Genomic DNA, 21,474 nt, shown 5'->3' on the forward strand with positions numbered 1-21,474 from the left:
TCGCCACAGGACAGGGCTTACAGCACCCCCAGCAACGTCCACAGCCGTCGGGATTCGGCGTCGGCGCTGATCAACTCGCCCAGCAGCTCGCTCAACGGTTTGTTGCCCCACTCCACGCCCCGCCGGATCAAATAGGGCACCGGGCTGTGGGGCTCGGTGCGGGCCAGGTAACCGGCAATGACCAGCAGTTGGCGATAGGCTTCTTCGCGGTTGGCCGGTTCCTGGAAGACCTGGGCCGGCGCCACCTGTGACGGCTCGGCCGACGTCGCAGCCGTCGGCGCAGCGGGTGCCGGCGCGACGCTGGGTTGTTGTGGGTGCATCGCAATGAACTCCTCTACCAAGGCCAGCCAGGCCTGCATCACATCCTGCAGGGGTTTGTAGCTCGGGGCCAGTTGGTCCAGGCAGGCATCGCTCCAGGCTTGGAGCCGTTGCAGGTGTTGCAGGCTCAACATCAGGCTGCCCTGGCGATGCAACCAGAACGACAACGGCGTGCCGCGAATCAGTTCGTCGAGTTTCTTTTGATCGGTCCGCGCCGTCTCGACCGCGACCTTGGCGCTCTTGCTGTCATTGCCCAGCACCAGCCGGCGTTGCAGGCGTTGCCAGTCATGCAGGCAGAAATTGGCGTAGGTCGGGTCATCTCCATTGAGCAACGGCACCCGGGTCAGCAGCACCTCACTGTAGCGTCGCACCAACCACTCCAACGGCATCACCCGCCAGGAGCAGTCGCCGTCCTCGGCCTGGGGGTGCAAGTGCTCCGGGTAGCGTTCGCACAGGCCCGCCACCAGCGCCAAGCTGCCCGGCAAGCCCTCCAGGCCCGACAGGTGCAGCCAGGCCTCCCCCAGCCAGGCGCTGATCATCAGGTCCTTGCTGCGCTCAAGCAGCAGCAGGGTGGCGAGCCGTTCCAGCTCCGGCCATTGGGCGCGCTTGATCGGCGACTCCCAGACACCAGCAGGCAGACTGGTGTCGTCCTCGCGACGCAACTCGCGCAATCGGTCGTACACCGGTTCGTAGCGCAAATCCTGGCCACAGGGCGCCTGGGCGTCGAGCGGTTCCAGCAGTTGCGTGACCAATTCGGGCAATGGGCTGATCGGCAAGCTCATGGGGTCTCCTCACGGGTGGCGATGGTCGACGTCGACGAGGTCGCCATGAACGGCGAACGGGGCGCCCGGGTCGGCAGCGGCGGCATCGACAGCGGCAGCTTCGAGCCCTGGCTCATCAACGACACGCGCACGAACATCAGGGTTTGCTGGGCGACGCGATCCTGGGCCAGGCCCTGAGGCTGCGGGGCCTGCGTCGGATTGCGGGCGATCACCGGCAACTGCAAGGTCAACGGGAAATCGGTGTAGTCGACGTTGGGTTGGCGCTGGGCCGACACCAGCGAACGCATCAGGCGCAGCAATGACCACGGCCCCTGGTACTGCCAACCCGCCTCCAGGTCGCGCACCACCAGGTTCGGCTGCAGGGGGTCGTTGGCCGGACGCTGGTAGCCGTTGCGCGCCCAGCGCAGCGTCAGACTGACGGGTTGCCCGACCATCCAGCGCAGATTCTGCTGGGCCTCGCCCGGGTAGTTGATCTGTTGGTTGCCGGCGCTCAAATCCCAGGCGATCACCTGGTCGGCGCCACGTTCCTGCTCGCGATCGGTGCGCCAGCGCACGTCCATCTCCACGCCGAGAAGGCCACTCTTGTCCCGCACGAATAGAGGCCCGAGCCAGGTACCGGCCTGTTTCAAGCCCTTGAGAAAATCTTCGGCGGCCAGGCGGTCCGGGGTCTGGCTCAGGGTCAGCCCCGCCTGGGCCAGAGGCAAGCGGGTGTCGATCAACTCCAGCAGCCGCTGCACCCGCGCCGGGTCAGCGTCGCTGGCGCGCACATCCTGGGAAAACGGAAAGCGCCCGGCCAGGTACTGATTGAAGTAGTCGGCCAGGTCATTCCAGGCGGTCGCCGCCTGGTTCTGCTGCAGGTACAGGCAGCGTTGCAGGGCACTCTGTTGCAGTGCGACCGCACGCTGGGCCACGTCGCCGCGCCCGCCGGACAGGTTGGAGGTCTGCAGGATCTGCGCGCAGGAGGCCGTGTCCATCTCGATGAAGTCGCGGCTCACCAACTGTTCGAACTGCGCCGCCGAACTTGCCGGGTTCTGGCTCTTGTACTTGAGCAACTCGTCATTGAGGGCCATGAACCGAGCCACCTGGTCATGTTCCAGGGCCGACAGGTTGTCCTGCTGGACGATCAGCCATTCCAGCGCCGGCATACGCTGCTCGGCGATCTGCAACATGGCGGCGAACTGCTGGTTGAGGTTCAGCTTCAGGTCCTGGGGATCGGTGGCGCCATACAGTTGCAGGCCAAAGTTCTTCGACCCGTTCCAGCGCTGGACATCCGCCCGCTGGCTGAACAGCGGCTGGGCTTCGATCTCCTGCTGGGCGCTCCTGATCTGCGCCAGGGCGCGGCGATTGAGCAAGCGCTGCAAGCGCGTCGCCAGATCGCTGCGGTGCACGTCCATGAAGGCTTTTTGCAAGGCCACTGCCTGGGTGGTTTGCACGTTGAAGGGCATGCCCGGCAACTGTTCGTCGCTCTCATCCAGGCTCAGCCACATCGCCCGGGCCGCGGCGCCTTCAGCCGCCTGGATCAGGGCCTCCCGGTAAACCGGCGGGATGCGCGACAGTTCCTCGTTGGTGTAGCTCTTGTAGCTGGCGAAGTAATTCAGGGCCACGCTGAAGTCATCGCTGCCGCTGCCCTGCCCTGTTGGATCGGTGTCGCTGTCCGACGGGGCCTTCTGCAACGCCAACGCGACGAAATCACGTTTGAACAAGGCTTGGACCGCGCCGTTCAGCGCCGTGACGTGATCCTGCAACACCAACAGCCCACTGCCCTGTTGCACCAGCAAGTTGTCCCGGGAACCGGCCTGGACAATCCACTGGTCGCGAAAACTCTGCTGCAGCTTCGCCGCCTGGCTCTCCAGGTCCTGCTCGATGTCGGGACCAAGCAGCGTGCTGTGGCCGACCTTGTCCATCAGTTGTGTGTAACCGGGCACCAGGTCCTGACCCTTGCCGCGCCCCCAGGCCGCATTGGTCAGGCTCACCAGTGTTTGCAAATCGTCGATCAGCGCCATCAGGTCTTCGAGCTCGCTCAAGGAGTTGCCGCCACCGGCCTCCAGCCGTTGCAGGTGCAGCTTGAGGTAGCCGGCCTGGCGCACGAAGTTGTCCGCCAGGAAGTAATGATCGAGCCAGCGCTGCATCAGGCCGGTGAAATTGTCCGAGACCACCGGTCGCGCGGCGTTCAGGTCCAGCCCCTTCAAATCATCGTTGTGGGCGTCAAACAGCACCCGGTTGTAGAAGCGTGCGCGGCTCAAGGTGCCGGTGTTGAGGTTCAGCGACAACGCGTTGTCACTCAGTTGCACCAGTTCATCCAGGGGCGCCTTGGGGTTGTTCACCGCCTGGTTGAAGAGTTGGTTGTGCTGCTCCAGGCGTACCGCCCGCTCCACCAGGTCCTTGGCCTTCACGTAGCTCTGCCATTGCGCCGGGTCTTCACTTTGCACGTTGCCACGTCGCTCGGTGTTGCGGATCGCCTTGAGCTGCTCCAGGTCCGCCGCCAGCAGGTCGCGCAACGGCAGTATCCAATGGTGCCGGGCCGTCAGGCGCAAGCCCTCCTCCAATTGCGTGTCCACCGAGGAAAACCACGACGTCGGGAACACCACCGAGACGAAGCGCCAGCGCGGTGCCTTCTCCAGCATGCTCCAATAGTTCTGCACATTGTGTCGGGTCGGTTCCAGACGGGGCTTGTCCGGGTCGAGCACCCAATGGTTCTTGTGGGTGCTGAGGATCAGTTGCGAGAGCTCCTCGGCCTGTTCGATCGAGTCCTGCCAGACCCAGACCATGCCCCCCATCCAGGCCAACCCAACCACCAGCGCCACCGCACCGGCCAACCGATGCCAACGCTGGCGCAAGCGCAACAGTCGGGGCACCGGCTGCGCCAGGCCGCGCTCGGCCACCAGCCGCCGTGCCCACAACTGCCGGGCGAACACCGTCTGACGCAAGGCGCTGTCACTGGCGATCACGGCGTCGGCGCCAGTGGCCGACGCCTGGCTGGCGGTGAAATACACACCGCGAAAACGCGGCGCCTCGCCTTGGGCATTGCCTTGGAACACCGGCTCCAGAAGGATCTGCAAGGCTCGGCGCAAACCTTCGAAGCGCTCCGGCAGCCCATAGAGATCACTGCTCAATTGGCCCGACAGCGCCCCGATTTCGATGATCGATTGCGACAACGCGGCATTGACCTGATCCAGCGCCTGATCGCTCCATTGCGACTGCCACGCCGCCTCCGGCAGGTAGGGTGACGACCAGCCCAGCGTCGATTCCCGTGCCTCGGCGGGCAGTGCGCTGATCAATTCCTGGAAGCCGGGCAGTTCTTGCATCCCGGTAATCACCACGTACACCGGCAGACTCAGGCCGAAGCGTTGCAGCAGGTCGATGAAACTGCGCCGGACCTTAAGGCTAAAGTCGGCGGTGTGCTCGATGTCGCCGAGCCGGTCGAACGGCACGGTCCAGATCACCGCATCCAGTGGCCGCTTGCTGCGCAAGCGCAGGAGCAGTCCCAACAGGCGCCACCAATTGCCCCGCTGCCGGTTCATGCCTTCCTCGGGCAGAAACAACGCCTGGGGCACCACCAGCACCGCGCCCTCGGCATCCGACCACCAGCGGCCAAACCACGCCGCCTTGTCCGTCGGTTGCAGGCGCCATTGGGCGCACAGCTGGGCCCCGTCAGTGTCGTTGCCGAGCATCAGCAGCCAGGGCATCTGGTAGCGGTCCCGCACGCCTTGCTCTTGCTCCATGTGGCGCACGGCCCCATAGAAACTGCGGATCGCCGCCCCGCCCTGGGTGCGCAGCCACCAGAGCGCCGCCACCACCAACAGCACCAGGAGAATGGCGAGCACCACCAGCGCGACGATGCTCAAAGGGCTCATGAGTCCTGCTCCTGGACCACCGATTCGTTCAGTTGCAGCACCGGTTCGAGTGCCCCACGGATGTCGCGCCAGAACACCTGCCCCAACCCCGTCAGCAACACCACCATCGCCAGGATCGCCAGGCCCAGGCGCAACCCGTCCGGCAGCGATTGCTGCGCCGGCAACCGCAGCGGCGGTGTCGCCGCCGACAGCGCCAGGCGTTCGCTGACATCGACAAAGTCCGGTTCGTGCTGCCAGGCGAAGGTGAACAGCGCCACCCGCCATTTTTCATGCAGGACCTGGCCAGGCTCGCCCCGCAGGCGGCCCTGGAAACCGAGGATCAAACATTGCAGGTAGACATTGGCCAGGTCGCGGGTGCCGGGCATCTGCTCATCCAGCAGTTTCTTGATCGCCGCGGGCAAGCGCTCGCCGGCCTGGCGACTGGAATACATTCGCGATTCGAGCGGATGCTGCTGCCAGGCCAGTTGCCCTGGCCACGGGGTGAACAGCAGGGTTTCGTCCACCAGGGCGACGAAGGCATAGACCACCGACTTGACCTGCTCGCTCGCGGCGTCGCCAACGGTGGCGAACGCCATTCGCCACAGGCGCTGGGCGCAGCGCCCGGAAAACTCCACCACGCGGCTGACCACGACGGCGGGGTCGCTTTCCTTGGGCAGGTCCTGCCATTCCTGGGACCACTTCAGCCAGGCCTGGCGAAAAGCGCTGCTCAGCGGCGCCTCGTGCAGACCCCGAACCGCCCCGCCACTTCCGTCTGGCATACGACTCCCCTTTTGCGATCAGGCACTTTCACCGGCTTGCGCCACGAACAACACCACTTGCCACGGGCTGCTGGCCTGGGCCGACGCCGGCGCCACGATGTGCAGCGGCAATTGCCCGTCGAACCATTGCCCGCTGGCGGCCACCACAAACAGACGGGTGTCGTCGCCGACGCTGTAGGCGACCTGCTCATTGCGGCTCATGGCCTGGTGGGGCAACCCGCTCATGCGCTGTCGGCTCAGCAGCGGTACATGGGGCGCGGAGGCGATGATCGCGCCACGCAGCCATTCACCCGCCGCCTGCTCGCTGGCGCCGTTGGGCATGCGCAGGCCGATCACCAGGCGTTGGGTCGGTTGGTCGTCGGGCAACTGGATCGAGAAGACCTGTTCGTTACGTTCGAAGGCCAGGCTGCGATAGCCGGCGCGGATCAACTCCAGGGTGGTTTCCAGCCAGTCGAGCAACGGCTCGTAGCCGCGTTGCAATTCGAGGAAATCCAGCGGCGCGAAAGCCGGCACGCCCGCCAGCGGATCGAGGGCCGACCACGCGCCAGCCAACCCCAGCAGCGCGCCGTAAAGCGATTGCGGCGTCGCCACCCGGGTGTTCAGCGCCCCTTCGACTTCCGGCAGCCGCGCCCACAGCGCCGTCAATTGTCGACGGATCTCCAGGGCGTCGTCCTGGTTGCCGGCGGCCTGGGCCTGGCGCAACCGGCCGGCGAGGAACATGCATTTTTCCCGCGCCCGGGCGCACAGCTCGACGATGCGCCGGCCCAACAGCGATTCCGGCAACAGGACCGGCGTCGGTGGCGTGTAGGGCACGCGCCAGAAGCCGCCGCCCTCCTTGCGAATGCGCAGCAGCGGCAGGCAGATCGAGTCGGCCCGGCTCAACTGCGTGCACAGCCTGGGGTTGGGTCGCCAGACCGTGATCGACTCGGGAAACTCGCCGCTGGTCAGGTCTGGCAATGCCTCGCCGACCACCGATTGCAGGCGCCCCTTGAGCGGCAGCAGTTGCCCGGCACGCCAGAGCGGACTGACGGCCAGGTACACGGTCACGGTGGCGTCGTCGGTCTTGTTGACCGCCTCGTTGATGTCCAGCTCCAGGGTCGGCCCGACCCCGGCCTGCAGGTTGACCGCCAACCCGTCCGGCAAGGTGCCTTGCAGTTGCAGCAGTCGCACCTGGCCGGCGCTCAGGGCCGAGGGGTCGACGTCCAGTTGACTGACGCCCCAGAACCAGGGGTTGCAGGCACCGGCGAAATGCGCGGCCAGGGCCTCGGCGCGCAGCCCTTGCAATTGAAAATGCTGGGGCAGCAATTGCATGCCCTCATGCCAGCACACCGCGTCAGGTAACAGACTCATACGACTCCCTTCGACATCTCAATGTCGCCGCCCCCAGGGCGGCCCGCGGTCACTCGGGCTGGCCGTCATTGACCAGTGTCATCTCACGACTTTCGAACTTCAGCCAGGCCGTGCGCTGGTCGTCCAGCCGAAGCCGGTGGGCTCCGGGAGTGTTATAGCTGGCGAAGACCAAAAGTCCAGCGGCACGCCGCCCCTCCAAGGGGAAGGGCTGATGGTCGATGAATTGCCCCGGCACCAGCTCCAGTCCCCAGACCGCCATGCGTTGACGATAATCGCGCTGGAACTGTTCGCGTTCGGCAAACCATTGGCGGGCGGTGATCCCCGACAACTGCTTGAGCAGGTCCGGGTCTTCGACGGCGATGAAATCCACCGCGATCGGCGTGTTGTCATTGGCCCCGGAAGCGACGTCCAGGGTCAGGCTGTCCAGGTCGACGCTGGGAGCAAAGAGCGAGCAACCGGTGAGCACCAGGCTCAAAAAAAATCCGGAAAAAAACACACGCAAAATGAATCTTCCTTTTCTCAGCGGTCAAAAATTGTTTTTGCTTGCATTTTTATAGACCTGTTCTAGCGTCTTGGATAGTTCGGCCAGCACGGTCGAATGCGCCAGGTTCGTCAAGGGAATGACAGGTTTTCTGCCCTTCATTTGCAACCTGTGGATCAGCAAGGGATTGCGATGAGCGGGCCTCCCGATGCATTGCGCCCCACATGCATCGGAGACGGCCACCATGGCAGAAAGTACCCAGCACAAGCTCGACCGAGTTCGCCCTCCCCGCGTCCAGATCACCTATGACGTGGAAATCGGCAACGCCATCGAGAAAAAGGAATTGCCACTGGTGGTCGGCATCCTGGCCGACCTCTCGGGCAAGCCATTGGACCCGTTGCCCAAGCTCAATGAGCGGCGATTCACGGAGATCGACCGGGACAATTTCAACGAGGTGCTCGCCTCCATCTCCCCACGTGCCACGCTCCAGGTGAACAACACCCTCAGCGGCGACGACAGCAAGCTCAACATCGAACTCAACTTCCGCCACATCGACGACTTCGACCCGGTCAAGGTCGTGGAACAGGTCACCCCGCTGCGGCGCTTGTTCGAAGCCCGCCAACGCCTGCGCGACCTGCTGACCAAGCTCGATGGCAACGACGACCTGGACAAGCTGCTGCGCGACGTGATCGCCAACACCGAGGGCCTGCAGGAGATCAAGTCGGCGCGGCCCCAGGACGCCTCGCCGGAACTGCCCGCCGTAGCCGCCAACGATGACCCGGCCCCCGCCGAACCACAGGCCTGATCGCGCTCATTATTCAAGGGAGATAAAGCCATGCCTGCTTCATCCAGCGCTCAAACCAGCGAGAGCACGACCCAGACCCTGTCCCTGCTGGACAAGATCATCGCCGAGGGCCGCATGGCCCACGACGACAGCCAGCAGGACTACGCCCGCGACATGCTGGCCGAATTCGCCACCCAGGTTCTCGACGAAGGCATGGCCATCGACAAGGACACCGTGGCGATGATCAACGACCGCATCAGCCAGATCGACGAATTGATCAGCGCCCAGCTCAACGAAGTGCTGCACCATCCCGAGCTGCAGAAACTCGAAGCCTCCTGGCGCGGCCTGCACCTGTTGGTGCAGAACACCGAAACCAGCACCCGGCTCAAGTTGCGCCTGCTCAACGTGACCCAGAAGGAGCTGCAGAACGACCTGGAGAAGGCCGTCGAATTCGACCAGAGCGCGCTGTTCAAGAAGATCTACGAAGAAGAATACGGCACCTTCGGCGGGCACCCATTCAGCCTGCTGGTGGGCGACTACACCTTCGGCCGGCACCCGCAGGACATCGGCCTGCTGGAAAAACTCTCGAACGTGGCGGCAGCGGCGCATGCGCCGTTCATTGCCGCCGCCAGCCCCCGGTTGTTCGACATGACCAGTTTCACCGAACTGGCGGTTCCCCGTGACCTGTCGAAGATTTTCGAGAGCCAGGAACTGATCAAGTGGCGCTCGTTCCGCGAAAGCGAAGACTCGCGCTATGTGTCCCTGGTGCTGCCGCACTTCCTGTTGCGCCTGCCCTATGGGCCGGACACTCTGCCGGTGGAAGGCATCAACTACGTCGAGGACGTCAACGGCACCGACCACAGCAAGTACCTGTGGGGCAACGCCGCCTGGGCGCTGTCGCAACGCATCACCGAGGCCTTCGCCAAGTACGGCTGGTGCGCGGCGATCCGCGGCGCCGAGGGCGGTGGCGCGGTGGAAGGCCTGCCGGCCCATACCTTCCGCACCAGCTCCGGGGACCTTTCGCTCAAGTGCCCGACCGAAGTGGCGATCACCGACCGCCGCGAAAAAGAACTCAACGACCTCGGTTTCATTTCCCTGTGCCACAAGAAAAACAGCGACGTGGCGGTGTTCTTCGGCGGCCAGACCACCAACAAGGCCAAGCTCTACAACACCAATGAAGCCAACGCCAACGCGCGCATCTCGGCGATGCTGCCGTACGTGCTGGCGGCCTCGCGCTTCGCCCACTATCTGAAGGTGATCATGCGCGACAAGGTCGGCAGCTTCATGACCCGCGACAACGTGCAGACCTACCTCAACAACTGGATCGCCGACTACGTCCTGATCAACGACAACGCGCCGCAGGAGATCAAGGCGCAGTACCCGTTGCGCGAGGCGCGGGTGGACGTGACGGAAGTGGCCGGCAAGCCGGGCGCCTACAAGGCCACGGTGTTCCTGCGGCCGCACTTCCAGCTCGAGGAACTGACCGCGTCGATCCGCCTGGTGGCGACCCTGCCGCCACCGGTTGCGGCCTGACGACCGAAGCCTGCGGCGAGGGAGTTTTGTGGCGAGGGGATTTATCCCCGATGGGGCGCGAAGCGGCCCCGATTCCCGGCGACTCGGTGCTTGCGACAGATTGAGTCATCGGCACAAGGGGCTGCTGCGCAGCCCATCGGGGATAAATCCCCTCGCCACAAGGTTTGGCGTTCGTTCTTACGGTATTGGCACCACCTATTCGTTTTCTTCAGGAGTCCCACACCATGGATGCAATCATTCTCGACCTCGGCGGCGACATCAAGGGCGACAGTCTGCTGGAGGGCTTCACGGACAAGATCGAGGTCATGTCCTACAGCCACAACGTGGCCATGCAGGTCACCAATGACGTCAGCAACTCGGAGCGCACCTCCGGCCGGCCGCACATCGGTGAGTTCACCCTGACCAAGTTCATCGACAGCTCCACGCCCTCGCTCAACGAGTATTGCTGCGCCGGCAAGCCGATCCCACAGGCCGTCATCACCATCGGCCGCAACGCCGCCGAGGGCAGCGGCAAGATCATGCCGTTCATCGTCTACACCCTCACCAACGTCGTGCTGTCCAACGTCAGCGTCAGCGGCGGCACGGGCGGCAAGCCGGTGGAAACCCTGTCGCTGAACTTCACCAAGATCAAATGGGAGCTCACCGCCCAGAAAGACGACGGCACCAAGGAAGGTACGGCGGGCACGACCTGGGACCTGGCGGCCAACAAAATGACCAAGTAAGGAGGCTGCGCCATGGCCGGCTTCGGGTTTCGTCCGCCGCTGTTCGAACGCCTGGCCAGCCCGGCGGACGACACCGGTCGGGCGTTCGATCGCCAGGCGTTGCAGGACTCGGTCCACACCGAACTGTCGCGGCTGTTCAACACCCGGCGCGGGCCACGGGCACTGACCGAGCCACCGAGCATCCTCGACTACGGCATTGCCGACTGGACCGCGCTGCAACAGCAACGCAGCGATGATCGGCGCCAACTGACCCGGGAGATCCGCCAGGCGGTCAGCCACTTCGAACCTCGCCTGCGCCTGGGCGAGGTACAGGTCTGCCCGGTGCCCGGTCAGCCACAACAGTTGTGCATCCGGCTGCTGGGCGAACTGCGCGGCGACCCCCACGCCTGGCCGGTGGCCTTTGTGATCGAGCCCGCCGACGACGGCCTTGAGGTGCGCCATGAGCGACTCGATTGACCCGCAACTGCTGGACTATTATCAGCGCGAACTGACCTGGCTGCGTCACGCCGGGAGCCTGTTCGCCGAACGCTACCCCAAGGTCGCCCGGCGCCTGGAGTTGTCCCCTGGCGAATGCCCGGACCCCCACGTCGAGCGCCTGCTGGAGGGTTTCGCGTTATTGGCGGCGCGCCTGCAACGTCGGCTGGACGACGATTACGCCGAGTTCAGCGACGCCCTGCTCGAACAGCTCTACCCGTTGGCCATGCGCCCGTTGCCATCGTGTGCCATCGTCCAGTTCGAACCCGACCCGAGCAAGGGCAACCTCGACGAGGGCTACCCCCTGCCCCGCGACACGCCGTTGTTCGTCACCACTGACAAGGGCCAGAGCATTCACTTTCGCACCACCGCCGCCGTGCATCTGTGGCCGCTGGAAATCAGCGAGGCGCTGCTACTGGGCAGCGACGAGGCCCAAGCGCTGACCGGGGTGGTCCAGGCCCGTTCGGCCTTGCGCCTGAACCTGCGTTGCCTGGGTGAAAGCCAGTGGTCGACACTGGGGATCGAGCACCTGCGGGTGCACCTAGCCGCCTCGCCGATCATCAATGCCTGGCTCTATGACCTGTTGGGCGCCCACGCCATCAAGGTCCTCGCCGGGCCACCCGGCAGCGTGCCGGAGCCACTGGCCGGCCTGCCGCAAATAGTCGGTTTCGGCAGCGACCAGGCCTTGCTGCCGGACGAGGACGGCGTGCACCCGGGTATGCGTCTGCTGGCTGAGTACTTTGCCTTCCCCGACAAATTCGGTTTCTTCGACCTGCCACTGGCCGGCGCGAACAGCGACAACGCCTCCCTGTACCTCTACATCGTGTTCGACCGCGCTCCGGCCAGCCGCCTGCCGCTCCAGGCCAGCGACATCGCGCTGGGCTGCACCCCGGTGATCAACCTGTTCCCCAGAACTTCGGAACCGCTGCGCCCGGACGGCACTCGCAGTGAATACCGCCTGGTGGCCGACAGTCATCGGGAAAACAGCGTCGAGATCCACAGCATCCGTGGCATGCGCGCCAGTTCCAGCCAGGGCGTGCGCAAGGTGCCGGCCTACTACGGCAGCCAGCATGGCAACGACCCGTCGTGTTACTGGCATGCACGGCGGGTCAGCGGCATGAGCCCGAACCGGCTGGGCACCGACCTGATGGTCAGTCTGGTGGACACCCGGTTCGACCCACTGGCCGAGACTCGCGACTACAGCCTCACCGCCGAACTGCTCTGCACCAACCGACACCTGGCCCAGAGCCTGCCCGCCGGCACCCCGCTGGGCTTCGAGCGCCCGGGGCCGGTGGCCTGGGCCCGCCTGCGCAACCCACCCAGCCCCCAGAGCCTGCCGCGACTGGACGGCGAGTCGCGCTGGCGACTGGTGTCGCAATTGACCCTCAACCATTTGTCCCTGGTGGAAGGCCCCCAGGCGCTCGATGCCCTGCGCGAGATCCTGGAATTGCATAACCTGCGCGACGAGGCCAGCGCCCGGCGCCAGATCGACGGCGTGTTGGGGCTGGGCTGCGAACGGGTCATCGCCCATGTTGGCGAGGACGCCTGGCGCGGTTGGCGCAACGGCCTGGAAGTGCGCCTGCAACTGGACCCGCAGCATTTCGTCGGCAGCAGCGCCGTGCTGTTCTCCGGGGTGCTGGCGCAGTTCTTTTCCCTCTACGCCACCGCCAACCGCTTCGTGCGCACGGTGCTGGTCCAGTCCGACAAGGAGGTGAAGACATGGCAACCCCAAGCCGGCAAGCCCCTGACGCTCTGAACCTGAGCCAACGCCTGCGACGCGACCCGCAACGCTTCGAATGGCTCCAGGCGCTATTGGTGCTGGAACGCGAGCATCCCCAGGCCGAAACCCTCGGCAGCGGCACTGCCCCGCACGCCGAGGCGCTGCGCCTGCGCGGGCCGCTGACGCCCGTGTTCGCCGCCAGCGAAGTCGAGCGCCTGGAGCAGGACACCGGCTCACCACCGACCCTGACCACACCGATCTTCGGCCTCGGCGGCCCGGACGGTCCGCTGCCCTACGCCTACCAGGAATGGCTGCAACAACGGGCACGGGCGCGGGACCACGCCCCAGCGGAATTTCTCGACCTGTTCCAGCATCGTCTGCTCAGCCTGCTGTACAAGGTGATGCGCAAGCACCGCATTGCCTTGGGCTTCACCGCCCCCGGGGCTTCGGCCGTACAGGCGCAGTTGCGGGCGCTGACCGGCCTGCTGCCCAAGGCCCTGCAAGAGCGCCAGGCCGCTCCCGATTGCGCCGTGCTCGCCTGCACCGCGCTGTACGCCGACGGCCGTCGTTCCCTGGCCGGCTTCGCGGCCATTGTCCGTGAGCAATTCGGCCTGCCCGTGGAACTGACCGGCTATGCCGGGGGCTGGCGGGAAATCCCGCCGGCCAGCCGCAGCCGCTTGCAGGCCGGGGGACGCAACCTGTGCCTGGGTCGCACGGCCGTGGCCGGGACCCGGGTCTGGGACGAGCATGCCGGCGTGCGCCTGACCCTGGGCCCACTGAGCACCGTCCAGGCCAACGGCCTGCTGCCTGACGGCGACGTCCATCCGATGCTCGCCAGTCTCTATGCCTTGTATTTCGGCCCGGACCTGGACTGCACGCTGGTGCTGCTGGTCCGTGGCGCCGGGCCGTTGCAACTCGGCCACCCGACGGCGCCGCGCTTGAGCTGGAACGGCGGCCTGCAACGCCAGCCGAGCCTGGCCGTGCAACGCATCGAAACCCGCCTTCGTCAGCCGGAGATCGCCTGAAATGGAACTGGCCAGCCTGATCGGACGCCTCAACCCGGACAACCGCCGCGCCTTGGAACGGGCCGCGCAACGCTGCCTGCAACGCGGCCATCATTACGTCGAGATCGAACACCTGCTGCTGGAGCTGCTGGACATCGAAGGGGGTGACTTCGCCTGCCTGCTGCCGCGCTTCGGCCTGGAACGCGACGCCGTGGCGACCGAAACCAATCGCGCCTTGGAGCTGTTCAAGTCCGGCAGCACTCGCACCCCTGCCCTGTCGGCGCAGACCATCGGCCTGCTGGAGGATGCCGTGGTGCAGGCCAGCGTACTGGGCCTGGACAGCATCCGTTCCGGGCTGTTGTTGCTGGCCCTGCTCGATCGCGACGAGCGCCGCGGCTTGCTGCTCAACAGTGCCTCATCGCTGCTGCGCATCCCCCGGGACGCCCTGCGCACCCACCTGCTGGAGTGGACCGAAAGCTCCCGCGAACATACCGGCGGCGTACGCGCTGCCAAGCCTGGCGAGGCGCCGCAAAAGCAGGACCCGGTACTCGACCAGTACACCCAGGACCTGACCGCCGACGCCCGGGAAGGCCGCATCGATCCGATCGTCGGACGCGACAGCGAGATCCGCCAATGCATCGACATTCTGCTCAGGCGTCGGCAGAACAACCCGATCCTGGTGGGCGCCCCGGGCGTCGGCAAGACCGCCGTGGTGGAAGGCCTGGCCCTGCGCATCGCCGCCGCAGATGTGCCGCCGTCATTGCAAGAGGTGACGCTGCGGGTGCTCGACCTGGGCCTGTTGCAGGCCGGCGCGGGCGTCAAGGGTGAATTCGAGCAACGCCTCAAGGGTGTGATCGACGCGGTACGCAGCGCCGAAAAACCCATCATCCTGTTCATCGACGAAGCCCACACGTTGATCGGTGCCGGCGGTGCCGAAGGTGGCAGCGATGCCGCCAACCTGCTCAAGCCGGCCCTGGCCCGAGGCGAACTGCGCACCCTGGCCGCCACCACCTGGCTGGAGTACAAGAAATACTTCGAGAAAGACCCGGCCCTGACCCGCCGCTTCCAACTGGTGCAGGTCGAAGAACCAGACGAACTCACCGCCGTGGAAATGCTCCGTGGCGTCGCCACTAAATTGGAGCAGCACCACGGCGTGCAGGTGTTGGACGCGGCCATCCACGAAGCGGTGAAGCTGTCCCATCGCTACATTTCAGGACGCCAGTTGCCGGACAAAGCCATCAGCGTGCTCGACACCGCCTGCGCCCGAGTCGCCCTCGGCCAGCACGACGTACCGCCGCCGCTGGAAAGCCTGCGGCACCGCCAGAACAGCCTCAAGGATGAAGTCGAGCGCCTGCGACGCGAGCAAGCCACCGGCCTGGATCACCGCGAACGCATCACCCTGCTGGAAAGCGAATCGGCCAGCAACGTGCAGGCCATCCGCGAGCTGGAAACCCGCTGGGGCGAAGAACGCGAAGCAGTGCGCGAGCTGCTCGACACCCGGCGCGAACTGCTGGCCCTGAGCGAGCGGGCCGATGCTGAAAAACCCGACACCGAGGTCGATAACCGCATCGATGACCTGGCCGCCGAACTGCTGCGCCTGGAAGCCGGCCTCGATGCCATTCGCCAGGACGATCCCCTGGTGCCCGAACAGGTGGACAGCAAGACCGTCGCCGCCGTGATCGCCGGCTGGACCGGCATCCCGGTGGGCAAGATGCTCGCCGACGAGGCCCACGCCGTGCGCACCCTGGGCCAGCGCATGGGGCAACGGGTGATGGGCCAGGGCCCGGCGCTCGACACCATCGCCCAACGCCTGCAAGCCTACCGCGCCGGCCTCACCGACCCGCAGAAACCGGTCGGGGTGTTCCTGCTGGTGGGCCCCACCGGCGTGGGCAAGACCGAAACCGCCTACGCCCTGGCCGATGCCTTGTACGGCGGCGAACGCAACCTGATCAGCATCAACCTTTCGGAATACCAGGAAGCCCACACCGTCAGCCAGCTCAAAGGCGCCCCGCCCGGCTACGTCGGCTACGGCAGCGGTGGCGTGCTCACCGAAGCGGTGCGGCGCAAACCCTATTCGGTGGTGCTGCTGGACGAAATCGAGAAGGCTCACCCCGATGTGCTCGAAGCGTTCTACAACGTCTTCGACAAGGGGCTGATGGAGGACGGCACCGGCCTGGTGGTGGACTTCAAGAACACCGTGATGCTCGCCACCAGCAACGTCGGTGCTGAATTGCTGCTGGACACCCCGGCTGCGCAACTGGGCAGCGATGCCTTCAACGAAGCCTTGCGCAAGGTGTTGTTGCAAGCGTTTCGTCCGGCCTTCCTGGCGCGCATGACGGTGGTGGCGTACCGGCCGCTGGATGAGGCAACGCTGGAGGGGATCGTGTTGGCGAAGTTGGAAAAACTGCGTGCACGCTACAAGGCCGCGACGGGCAAGCCGTTCGAGTTCGACCCCGGGATCGTCAAGGCCGTGCTCGCCAAATGCAGCGCGGCCGGCGCGCGGGATATCGAAAATGTGCTGATGACGCAGGTGACGGGGAAGTTGGCGCAGTGGGCCCTGGAATAAACGCAACGCCGATGCAGCGCAGGGGGTGGCCTTATGAGAATTGGCAGTTTCAACGTGGAAAAAAACGGCAAGTCCTCCACGCTGGAAAAGCAGACGCAGGTGGATATCTTTCTCCACAACTGCTGCTCCAGCAATTACTGGGACGCGGACATCGTTTTCCTGTGTGAAATACATTCGGCGCAGATCGATAACTACCGTTCGAACCTGGCTGCCATTTACAAAAACTACAGCGTCTATTCCTTCACCGGCGGTCATTCGAATGCCTACATCGTCCTGGTCAAAAGCTTCGAGAGGTTGCAGGTGGTCAGCCAGGGCAGCCTCTTCACCTTGAACAGGGACCTGATTGCTGTCGAAGCCCACGGCGTGAAGGGCTACACCGGCTACGTATTTCTTGCCCATTTCAAGTCGGGACAGAACGGTGTGACCAAAAGCCAGCTCAAGTCCTGCACCGCCTTGGGCGGCAAGTGGGTGGCGACCGGCGATCTGAACCTGGATTACCAGAAGGTGGGAGAACTCGACACCGCCGGGCTGGCTTATGAGTGCTGGGGCGGCCAACAAACCCAAAGCAAGGGCGGCATCCTCGACTGGGTGCTGGCCTCCGTGGATGTCGCTGTCACGCCGGTCGACATCACGGGGCTCGCCCATGTGTTCGATATGTCCGGCCCCGATCACCGCCCCATCCTGTTCGATGTCAGAGGCTGAGCGCATGCCCCGCTCCACCGACAGCAACACCACCCTTTCCCTCACTGCCGCGACGCTGGCCGCACTGTACCCGGACTCGCTGTCCGGCGAAGAGCGTCTCAACGCACTGGGTTCGCACGTCCTCAACGGTCTCAACGACGGCGCCCCATTGACCCTCACCACGGCCATCGGTAGCCACGTCACCACGACCCTGCACAAGGACGCGCTGCTGCGCCCGCTGGACCTGCTGGTGGCCGAAATCCGCCAGTTGCCCGCCGACGCCACCGCCGAGCGCTATCAACTGCTGCTCAGGCCCTGGCTCTGGTGGTTGGGGCTGGCCAGCAACAATCGGGTGTTCCAGAACCTCGCGACATCGGACATCGTCACGACGATTTTCAAGGCCCACGGCTTTACCGACTTCAAGCTCGAGCTCACCGGCAGCTACAGCCCCCGCGAGTATTGCGTGCAGTACGGCGAAACCGACCTGGCCTTTGTCTCGCGCCTGCTGGAAGAGGACGGGATCTTCTGGTTCTTCACCCACGCGCAAGGCACGCACACGCTGGTACTGGCCGACAACAACGACGCCTTCGCGCCGATCCCTAACGGACCGACGGTGAACTACCTCGGGCAGAAAATTGGCGACCGCGAACTGCATGGCGTCCGGACCGGGCACGTGTCCCTGCAAGCGGTGGCCGGGGTCTACCAGGCGACCGACTACGAATTCACCACCCCCACCACATCGCTCTACAGCCAGGCCGAAGCCGTGGCCGGGCCGAGTTCGATGTACGAGCATCCGGGCGGCTACACCGCCAAGGCCCAGGGCGATGCACTGACCAAGCAGCGAATCGACGGCCTGCGCAGCCAGGCGCAGCGGTTTGTCGGCGAAAGCGACTGCCGCTGGCTGGTGCCGGGGTACTGGTTCACCCTGGCCGGGCATGAAGATCCGGCGCTGAACATCGACTGGGTGGTGACCTCGGTCAGCCACGAGGCCAGCCACGACAGCTACTACAATCGGTTCGAGGCGATTCCCAAGGCCACGGCCTACCGACCGGCCCGCCTCACGCCAAAACCGCGCATGCACCCCCAGACCGCGGTGGTGGTGGGCAAGGCCGGCGAGGAAATCTGGACCGATGAATACGGGCGAATCAAGTTGCAGTTTCCCTGGGATCGCACCGGCAAGAACGATGAAACCTCCTCCTGCTGGGTACGCGTGGTCCTGCCCTGGAGCGGCAAGGGGTTCGGCATGCAGTTCGTACCCCGGATCGGCCAGGAGGTCATCGTCACGTTCATCGACGGCGACCCGGACCGTCCGCTGGTGACCGGCTGCGTCTATAACGGCGACAACGCCTTGCCCTATGCGCTGCCGGCGAACCAGACCCAATCCGGGATCAAGACCCAATCGTCCAAGGGCGGCGGCGGTTTCAACGAGTTGCGCTTCGAGGACAAGAAGGACGCCGAAGAAGTGTTCCTCCAGGCCCAGAAGGACCTCAACATCAACGTGCTCAACGACACCACCGCCACCGTCGGCCACGATGAAACCCTCACGGTGCAGAACGCCCGTACCCGCACGGTCAAGGACGGCGACGAGACCGTCACCCTGGAGAAAGGCAAGCGCAGCGTGACGATCCAGACCGGCAGCGACAGCCTCGACGTCAAGGACACCCGCAGCGTGACCGTGGGTTCGGACCAGACCCACAGCACCGGCGGCAACTACGCGCACAAGGTCACCGGCAACTACGACCTCACGGTGGACGGAAACCTGACGATCAAGGTCAGCGGCACCCTGACCCTGCAAAGCGGCGGCAGCTTCGCGATCAAGAGCGGCGCCGACCTGGCGGCCCAGGCCAGTACGTCCATCAGCCAGAAGGCCGGCACGGCTCTGAGCAACCAGGCCGGCACTTCACTGGAAAACAAGGCCGGCACCACCCTGACCAACGACGCCGGCATCAGCCTGGTGAACAAGGCCGCCGCCGAACAGACCGTGGACGGCGGTGGCATGCTGACCATCAAAGGCGGCCTGGTGAAGGTCAACTGAGGGGAGCGCATCGATGGCCTCGAAAACACTCGACGTGGAACGTGGCGACAGTCAACTGAACGGCCAGTTGATCGACGGCCGGCTCGACGGCCCACTGCACATCGAAGAAGCCCGCCGTCCCCAGGCGAAACTCAACTACCACCGCGGTGAACTACAAGGCACCAGTACGTTGTATCACCCCAACGGCAAGGTTTCGGCGGTGCTGCCCTTCGTCAACGGCAAGCTGCAGGGTGTGGCGAGTTTCTATGCGGCCGAAGGCGGTTTGCAGCGCCAGGCCACCTACCGCGCCGGCTTGCTCCACGGCGAAGCCAATAACTACTTCCCCGACGGGCAACTGGCCGAGGCTGAGTTCTATCGCGACGGCGTGCGCGACGGCCGTTACCGCCGCCTGCACGCCAACGGCAACCCCGCGGTCGAGGCCCGTTACCTCAATGGCCAACTGCTGGAACCGGCCCACGCCTACGCCGAAGACGGCCGCCCGCTGGACGCCGAAGGCAAACCGATCTCCCGGCTGCGCTGGTGGCTGCGGCGCTGGAACGACCCGGCGCAGGCTTGAACTCCTTGCTTTTGCAGGGGGTGTACACCGCCTCTGCAGACACCACTGCCCCTGTGGGAGCGGGCTTGCCCGCGAAGACGGCGGTACATTCAACATATTCATGGCAGACACTCCGCTTTCGCGGGCAAGCCCGCTCCCACAAGGGATTTGGGGTGTACGCAGCTTTTGCTCGCACCTGCGCAGGAGACCACCAATAGCTGCACACCCAGCCAGTCAGGGAATCAACATCTGCACCTGCCCCGGCACGACAATCTTGATGACCCCGGCCCAGGAGCACATCAAGGTGCTGTTGGCATCGATGGCCGGCATGTTGCCCAGCAGCAGGGTCGGTGGGCCGCCCGGGATCCAGGGGGTGGCGGTGGCGGGGATGCAGGGCATGGGGGTGAGCACGCCCAGGGCGGCGGCCGTGGCGGCGGCGACGGTCGGGTTGGCCAGGCTCATGCACATGCCGAACGTGGTGACGTTCACCAACGGAATGTGATCCATGATGTTCGCTGCCGGCATCCCGCCAGTCAGCATTCGGTTGACCGGCAATACGTTGAGCACCGCTGGCGCGGCGCCGAAGCTGCATTGCAAGGTGGCGGTGCTGCAGACCTGCGGGCATCCCATCGCGGCGACTCCTTGAAGCGACCCCGAAACCATAGCTCACCTGGACGCATCAGGCCCGCTGATTATCCAGCAACACGCTAACCTATAAGACCCTGGCGTGCTTGTGACGCCTCCCGCGCGCCATTAGATTAGCCAATGATCGATGGCCTCCAAAATAAGCAGAAGGGATAAGCATGGCGTTTACTGATCAGTCCACCCGCGTGCGCGACGGTGAAGAACTCGATGCCAGTCTGATCGACCCGTACCTCAAGGCCCACATTCCGGGCCTCACCGGTTTGCCACGGATCAGCCAGTTCCCCGGTGGCGCGTCGAACCTGACCTACCTGCTGGAGTACCCCGAACAGGAGTTCGTCCTGCGGCGCCCGCCGTTCGGCCACAAGGCCAAGTCCGCCCACGACATGGGCCGCGAATTCCGCATCCTCAATCAGTTGCGCGAGGGGTTCCCGTACTGCCCGAAAGCCTACGTGCACTGCACCGACGAGTCGGTGATCGGTGCCGAGTTCTATGTGATGGAACGGGTCAAGGGCATCATCCTGCGCTCCGACCTACCGCCGGAACTGGGTTTCGACGCTGCCCGCACCGAAGCGCTGTGCAAGAGTTTCATCGACCGGCTGGTGGAACTGCACCGGGTCGACTACAACGCCTGCGGCCTGGCGGACCTGGGCAAACCCCAAGGCTACGTGGCCCGGCAGATCCGTGGCTGGAGCGAGCGCTACGAAAAAGCCCTGACCCCCGACGCGCCGCAATGGCAGGCCGTCAAGGACTGGCTCAACGACAAGATGCCCGCCGACCACCCGACGTCCAGCATCGTGCACAACGACTACCGCTTCGACAACGTCATCCTGGACCCCGAGAACCCGATGCAGATCATCGGCGTGCTCGACTGGGAATTGACCACCCTGGGTGATCCGCTGATGGACCTGGGCAACAGCCTCGCCTACTGGATCGAGGCCGACGACCCGGCGCCGGTGCAACTGATGCGGCGCCAGCCCAGCCACGCGCCCGGCATGCTGACCCGCCGCGAGTTCGTCGACTACTACGCCGAACGCGCCGGCATTCGCATCGACAACTTCGATTTCTACTACACCTACGGCCTGTTCCGCCTGGCCGGTATCGTCCAGCAGATCTACTACCGCTTCTACCACGGCCAGACCCAGGACAAACGCTTCGCGCAGTTCGTTCAGATGAACAAGCTGCTGGAGCAGATGAGCCTGCAGGTCATCCGCAAATCCACGCTCTGAGCGCAC

At 65.0% G+C, this 21,474-nt stretch carries 17 protein-coding genes; 11 read left to right on the plus strand and 6 right to left on the minus strand.

Annotated elements, in window-relative coordinates; translation table 11 throughout:
• Nucleotides 1–17: 17 nt before the first annotated feature.
• Genes tssA through V3H56_RS15515 form a run of 5 tightly spaced genes read right to left on the minus strand, consistent with a single transcriptional unit; the run spans nucleotide 18 to nucleotide 7,564 of the window.
• Nucleotides 18–1,100: a type VI secretion system protein TssA gene (gene tssA, locus V3H56_RS15495; RefSeq protein ID WP_042729184.1), complete on the minus strand. Its 1,083-nt coding sequence runs from the start codon at nucleotides 1,098–1,100 to the stop codon at nucleotides 18–20.
• A complete protein-coding gene (locus V3H56_RS15500) occupies nucleotides 1,097–4,954 on the minus strand; it encodes a type VI secretion protein IcmF/TssM N-terminal domain-containing protein (RefSeq protein ID WP_338473562.1) in 3,858 nt (1,285 codons plus the stop codon). The genes tssA and V3H56_RS15500 overlap by 4 nt, the downstream gene beginning before the upstream one ends.
• Nucleotides 4,951–5,712 carry a DotU/TssL family secretion system protein gene (locus tag V3H56_RS15505; RefSeq protein ID WP_338473563.1) on the minus strand — a complete coding sequence of 254 codons (762 nt, stop codon included), beginning with the start codon at nucleotides 5,710–5,712 and terminating at the stop codon, nucleotides 4,951–4,953. The genes V3H56_RS15500 and V3H56_RS15505 overlap by 4 nt, the downstream gene beginning before the upstream one ends.
• An 18-nt stretch (nucleotides 5,713–5,730) precedes the next feature.
• Nucleotides 5,731–7,062 carry a type VI secretion system baseplate subunit TssK gene (gene tssK / locus V3H56_RS15510; protein ID WP_338473564.1) on the minus strand — a complete coding sequence of 444 codons (1,332 nt, stop codon included), beginning with the start codon at nucleotides 7,060–7,062 and terminating at the stop codon, nucleotides 5,731–5,733.
• 49 nt (nucleotides 7,063–7,111) lie between these two features.
• Nucleotides 7,112–7,564: a hypothetical protein gene (locus V3H56_RS15515; protein WP_042732185.1), complete on the minus strand. Its 453-nt coding sequence runs from the start codon at nucleotides 7,562–7,564 to the stop codon at nucleotides 7,112–7,114.
• Nucleotides 7,565–7,787: 223 nt separating this feature from the next.
• Between V3H56_RS15515 and tssB the strand changes: the two genes are divergently transcribed.
• The 10 genes from tssB (at nucleotide 7,788) to V3H56_RS15565 (ending at nucleotide 19,618) form a co-directional block, all read left to right on the plus strand.
• Entirely contained in the window at nucleotides 7,788–8,348 is a 561-nt protein-coding gene (gene tssB / locus V3H56_RS15520; RefSeq protein ID WP_338473565.1) for a type VI secretion system contractile sheath small subunit, read from the plus strand.
• Nucleotides 8,349–8,378: 30 nt separating this feature from the next.
• Nucleotides 8,379–9,860: a type VI secretion system contractile sheath large subunit gene (gene tssC, locus V3H56_RS15525; protein WP_042732187.1), complete on the plus strand. Its 1,482-nt coding sequence runs from the start codon at nucleotides 8,379–8,381 to the stop codon at nucleotides 9,858–9,860.
• A gap of 224 nt (nucleotides 9,861–10,084) precedes the next feature.
• On the plus strand, nucleotides 10,085–10,582 hold the full coding sequence (locus tag V3H56_RS15530) for an Hcp family type VI secretion system effector (protein ID WP_024776584.1): 498 nt from the start codon (nucleotides 10,085–10,087) through the stop codon (nucleotides 10,580–10,582).
• Nucleotides 10,583–10,594: 12 nt separating this feature from the next.
• Nucleotides 10,595–11,038: a type VI secretion system baseplate subunit TssE gene (gene tssE, locus V3H56_RS15535; RefSeq protein ID WP_042732188.1), complete on the plus strand. Its 444-nt coding sequence runs from the start codon at nucleotides 10,595–10,597 to the stop codon at nucleotides 11,036–11,038.
• Entirely contained in the window at nucleotides 11,022–12,812 is a 1,791-nt protein-coding gene (gene tssF / locus V3H56_RS15540; RefSeq protein WP_047738841.1) for a type VI secretion system baseplate subunit TssF, read from the plus strand. Before tssE ends, tssF begins: the two co-directional genes overlap by 17 nt.
• Nucleotides 12,776–13,801, plus strand: a complete 1,026-nt coding sequence (gene tssG / locus V3H56_RS15545; protein WP_338473566.1) for a type VI secretion system baseplate subunit TssG — start codon at nucleotides 12,776–12,778, stop codon at nucleotides 13,799–13,801. The genes tssF and tssG overlap by 37 nt, the downstream gene beginning before the upstream one ends.
• Before the next feature lies 1 nt (nucleotide 13,802).
• Complete coding sequence (tssH, locus tag V3H56_RS15550) at nucleotides 13,803–16,346, plus strand: type VI secretion system ATPase TssH (protein ID WP_338473567.1); 2,544 nt, start codon at nucleotides 13,803–13,805, stop codon at nucleotides 16,344–16,346.
• A gap of 54 nt (nucleotides 16,347–16,400) precedes the next feature.
• Complete coding sequence (locus V3H56_RS15555; protein ID WP_172679700.1) at nucleotides 16,401–17,048, plus strand: endonuclease/exonuclease/phosphatase family protein; 648 nt, start codon at nucleotides 16,401–16,403, stop codon at nucleotides 17,046–17,048.
• A gap of 4 nt (nucleotides 17,049–17,052) precedes the next feature.
• Nucleotides 17,053–19,062 (plus strand): type VI secretion system tip protein TssI/VgrG, encoded by a 2,010-nt coding sequence (gene tssI, locus V3H56_RS15560; protein WP_338473568.1) that lies wholly within the window; start codon nucleotides 17,053–17,055, stop codon nucleotides 19,060–19,062.
• Between the two features lie 13 nt (nucleotides 19,063–19,075).
• A complete protein-coding gene (locus V3H56_RS15565) occupies nucleotides 19,076–19,618 on the plus strand; it encodes a toxin-antitoxin system YwqK family antitoxin (protein ID WP_338473569.1) in 543 nt (180 codons plus the stop codon).
• Between the two features lie 213 nt (nucleotides 19,619–19,831).
• On the opposite strand, the gene V3H56_RS15570 is transcribed toward V3H56_RS15565, so the two are convergent.
• Nucleotides 19,832–20,227, minus strand: coding sequence for a DUF4280 domain-containing protein (locus V3H56_RS15570; RefSeq protein ID WP_042732222.1), 396 nt, complete (start codon nucleotides 20,225–20,227; stop codon nucleotides 19,832–19,834).
• A 173-nt stretch (nucleotides 20,228–20,400) separates the two neighbouring features.
• Here V3H56_RS15570 and V3H56_RS15575 point away from each other — a divergent pair, with 173 nt between their 5' ends.
• The gene (locus V3H56_RS15575) at nucleotides 20,401–21,468 is read left to right on the plus strand and encodes a phosphotransferase family protein (protein WP_047738853.1); all 1,068 of its coding nucleotides are present in this window, start codon (nucleotides 20,401–20,403) and stop codon (nucleotides 21,466–21,468) included.
• Nucleotides 21,469–21,474: the final 6 nt, after the last annotated feature.

Source organism: Pseudomonas sp. MS646 (assembly GCF_036693845.1).
Lineage (GTDB): Bacteria > Pseudomonadota > Gammaproteobacteria > Pseudomonadales > Pseudomonadaceae > Aquipseudomonas > Aquipseudomonas chlororaphis_E.